We start from the raw sequence: 3,672 nt of genomic DNA, 5'->3' as shown, positions 1-3,672 counted from the left end.
CGGTCACCCACACTCAACTCGGAAGAGCCGTTTTATCTATAGTGAGCGGCTGATACCGGCCGCCACTACCCTACTATTCACTCTTATATTTACTCTTAACAGCGCGAGGCGCCGACCCCCATTCTCAGGGGTTCGGCGCCTCGCACTTTTTAGAGCTGGAGCGTGCCTAGTTGAAGATGGCGCGCACGACCGAGTAGCCGGAGACCGGGTACACGGCGTTCACGGTTGCGGGCTTCTCGCTCTCGTCCGCGATCTCAATGGACTCGGTGCCGCGCAGCAGCTCCTCGAGCAGGATGCGCAGTTCCAGGCGTGCCAGGGGCGCGCCGGGGCAGACGTGGATGCCGTCGCCGTACACGAGGTTGCGGGACTGGTCGCGGTGCGGGTTGTAGGTGAGGGCGTCTTCGAAGGCGTCCTCGTCGCGGTTGGCGCTTGCCCAGTTGATGGTCACGCGGGAGCCGGCGGGCAGGGTGCGGCCGCCGAGTTCGGTGTCCTGGGCGGTGATGCGGCGGTTGGTGACGAGGGTGTCTTCGAGTCGCATGATTTCTTCGACGGCGAGGGCGATTTCGCTGCGGTCGTCGAGTGCATTGCCGTCGGCGAGGGATGCGCGCAGGCGGTCCTGTTCGGCGCGGTTGCGTGCCAGGAAGTTGACGAATACGCCCACGGTTGCGGAGACGGTGGACAGCTCGCCCACGGTCCAGTTGCGGATGAGGCTGACGATTTCTTCGTCGGTCATGGTGCGGGGTTCTTCGCCGGGCAGCTGCACGGTGTCGGTGAGCAGCTCGGCGGTGACGTCCTTGGGGTTGCCGGCTGCGGCGTCCTCGCGGCGTTCGTCGAGCAGCTGGCGGATGTAGCCGTCGAATTCGAGGGCAACCTTCGCGATTTCTTCACGGTCGCGGCGCAGGGTGGCGACGCGGTTCTTCTCGATCCACTCGGTGAGGGGCTGTTCGAGGCATGCGGGCCAGCCCATGAAGGCGTTCTGCACGCGCATTGCGTATGCCTGACCGAAGCCCTGCATGACGTCTACTTCTTCGCCGCGGGGCAGTTCTGCGATGAGGCTCTTCACAGCGTCGCGGATGACGGGTGCGAACTTTTCGAGGCGTTCGGGAGTGAAGTACTTGTCGTTGACCGCGCGGAAGGTGGTGTGTTCGGGTGCGTCCATGCCGTTGGGGACGGCGATGTGGCGGGTGGAGACGACGTTGGAGTAGATTTCGGGGTGGTCGAGTACGTGCTGTACGTCGGCGTTTTTGAAGACGGAGTAGCCCATGAATTCGTCGTGGGCGACGGGGCAACGGCGGCGCATTGCGTCGTAGGCAGCTACCTGGTCCTTCTGGACCTCTTCGCTTCGGAGGTCCCAGTCGTTGTGTACGTTCTCAGTCATTGTTCACCCGTGTTCGTTATAGAGTTGTGGCGTGCTGGATGCGGGCGTCCGGGCGATGCGTGTGGGGCAGGGTCGGGCGTGCATTTCAGCACGTGAATCCATTACTTGTTCTTTGACCGTATCACTTATGGATTGGTGGCGCAGGGTAGGGGTTCCTTGCTTCTCATTCAACGAACAGTGCGGTGGGGCGAGGGGCGGCGGGTCACGGGACGCACGAGGCGGGCAGCACCTCCACAGGGAGGGGCCGCCCGCCTAGCAATATGCAGTATTTCAGCGCGAGAGGCTAGTTTTTAAGGAATTTCTCTTCGTTTGTAATAACGAAGTATGAGGGGTATTCGCGCCCGTTCAGAAGAGCGTTGTAGTGCGGTATTTTCTGGGTTTTGATGAGTTCACCGGACTCAACGGAATAGGCTTGAATATAGGTTTCTCCTTGCAGCTCGTACATGGCGTAGAGGTTCTTCTCGGTCCAGTAGTATGTAGAGACTTCCTTTACTCCTTCTGGGATCTTGAGGCTGAATCGTACAGTGTTGTGGGCGGTATCAATGTTGGTTGAGATGATTCGCCCGTCGTGATGGACCCACCAGATGTCGTCCCCGTATGCGTGTATTGCATACGGTGCACCTGAAGGAACATTTTCTCCATCTACACGTTTGCTCGCTTCACCGGTAATTTGGCGTTCTGTATGCTCGCCTGTTTGCACATTAATTACTTCGAGCATGGATCCGTCAATATCTTTTAAATCTGCATATTGGTAGTCGGTAATGCTTTGCGGGTAAGTATCATGGATTTTCACAATTCTATTCCCTGCACACACGATGTAGGAACCATACATTGTGTTACTTTCGAGACTCTTCGAGAACATTTTTTCATTTGAAGGGTTCGGGTACACGCGGGTAAGGAACGTGGGGTTCCTTGGGTGTAGGTATTGGTTATCTGTTCCTTCGTAATTGCTGATTTTATCGTAGCCCCATATGCTGCCGTCGGCGCACTGAGCTGTCATGTGTATAATATTTTTAATTCTCTCTTCCCTCACCTCACCATCTTTTACAATTGTCACAAGGAATACGTAATCACCACTTCCATCCCCTCCGTAATTATCTATAGCTACAATAGTGCTATCGTCTGCAACGTACACATCTTCACTGTAATCATTTTTTGTTTTCTTTGGGTATGTGTGCAGTTTATCGGAGAGGGTGAATAGTGAATTTGTATCTGTGAAATATAGGTTTTTATCTTTGTATACAATTGGCGAGTTTCGGACCCCAACATTTTTGATTCTTGACCATTTTTGGGTTTCTGAGTTGTAGAATGCTACGCCTCCTCCAGCATTCGGCAGGTATCTTGAGTCGCCTGCAATGGATATAGCGATGCTGCTTTCGTCGAGGGCTTTGCGAGGGTCGTTTGTTACCGGGATGGTCGCGCTACAGCCTGACATGAGGAGGGCAGCAATGAGTCCCAGACGCAGGCTTCCTGAAAAACGGGATGTGGTCATTGCTACCACCTCGTTTCGTAGAGATGTACCCAGTGCGATTTCTGGATATCTGCCGGGTATACGTCGGGGCCACCGTCAGAGTCGAGGTCCACGTTAGGATCCGTGCTCTTATAGGCAGCCCAAACTAGCTGCGAGCAGTTATAGGAATTGGTATGCAGGGCGTTCATGACACCCTCCTTTCAGCGGGTCACCTCTTGGCATCCCACGGTCGGTCCTATGTCTTCATCGATACATAACACCGGAAACTGTCTAACTCAGCAGGCCATGCCTTAGATATTATTTCTGACCAGGCGAGTTTTTAGTGTTCCGTACCTCATTCTATCGTTAAGGGAATTATCAATGCAGGAAAAATGCACTGTTATCAATGGTGTACAGAATGCGGTAATTCCCTACTCGTGCCCTGTACCCTTCTTCGCCCTGTAGCTTCTTGAATAGAACCTACACAGGAACTATCCTCGGAGCTAACGCATAAACCCCAGAAAGGAACCAGTCATGACTGTCACCACTCACCGGACTCGTTCCAATGTCACGACTCTTAAAGAACTCCGCGACAACCTCGGAACCAAAGTCAACGAAGCAGTGTTCTCCGGCGAACGCCCCCTCATCAGCCGCAATGGTAAGACTGTTGCCGCGCTCATCTCCTACGAAGATTTGAAGCTACTTGAAGAGTACGAAGAGCTCCTCGACATTGAGGCTCTTCGCAAGGCACGCGCCGAAGATGACGGCTACCGCATCGGCCTCGACGAGTTCCTTGCAGAGAACCCTGCAGACTAATCTCTCAGCACATATTGCGAGGCGGGCG

The 3,672-nt window shown here is 54.7% G+C and carries 3 protein-coding genes; 1 reads left to right on the top strand and 2 read right to left on the bottom strand.

Annotation, left to right across the window (positions count from 1 at the left end; translation table 11 throughout):
• Window positions 1-166 precede the first annotated feature (166 nt).
• Together HMPREF2884_RS05380 and HMPREF2884_RS05375 are read right to left on the bottom strand one after the other, a co-directional pair.
• On the bottom strand, window positions 167-1,378 hold the full coding sequence (locus tag HMPREF2884_RS05380; protein WP_070616192.1) for a cytochrome P450: 1,212 nt from the start codon (window positions 1,376-1,378) through the stop codon (window positions 167-169).
• A 283-nt stretch (window positions 1,379-1,661) separates the two neighbouring features.
• A complete protein-coding gene (locus tag HMPREF2884_RS05375) occupies window positions 1,662-2,870 on the bottom strand; it encodes a hypothetical protein (protein WP_070616191.1) in 1,209 nt (402 codons plus the stop codon).
• Window positions 2,871-3,362: 492 nt separating this feature from the next.
• Here HMPREF2884_RS05375 and HMPREF2884_RS05370 point away from each other — a divergent pair, with 492 nt between their 5' ends.
• Entirely contained in the window at window positions 3,363-3,644 is a 282-nt protein-coding gene (locus HMPREF2884_RS05370) for a type II toxin-antitoxin system prevent-host-death family antitoxin (RefSeq protein WP_005509047.1), read from the top strand.
• Window positions 3,645-3,672: the final 28 nt, after the last annotated feature.

This window comes from Rothia sp. HMSC073B08 (genome assembly GCF_001812975.1).
GTDB lineage: Bacteria > Actinomycetota > Actinomycetes > Actinomycetales > Micrococcaceae > Rothia > Rothia mucilaginosa.
The sequence above is the reverse complement of the archived record's forward strand: the minus strand, read 5'-3'. Positions and strand labels throughout refer to the sequence as shown.

Coding starts and splice junctions, on each gene's coding strand:
- HMPREF2884_RS05380 (WP_070616192.1), bottom strand. CDS start 1,378: ATGACTGAGAACGTACACAACGACTGGGACCTCCGAAGCGAAGAGGTC.
- HMPREF2884_RS05375 (WP_070616191.1), bottom strand. CDS start 2,870: ATGACCACATCCCGTTTTTCAGGAAGCCTGCGTCTGGGACTCATTGCT.
- HMPREF2884_RS05370 (WP_005509047.1), top strand. CDS start 3,363: ATGACTGTCACCACTCACCGGACTCGTTCCAATGTCACGACTCTTAAA.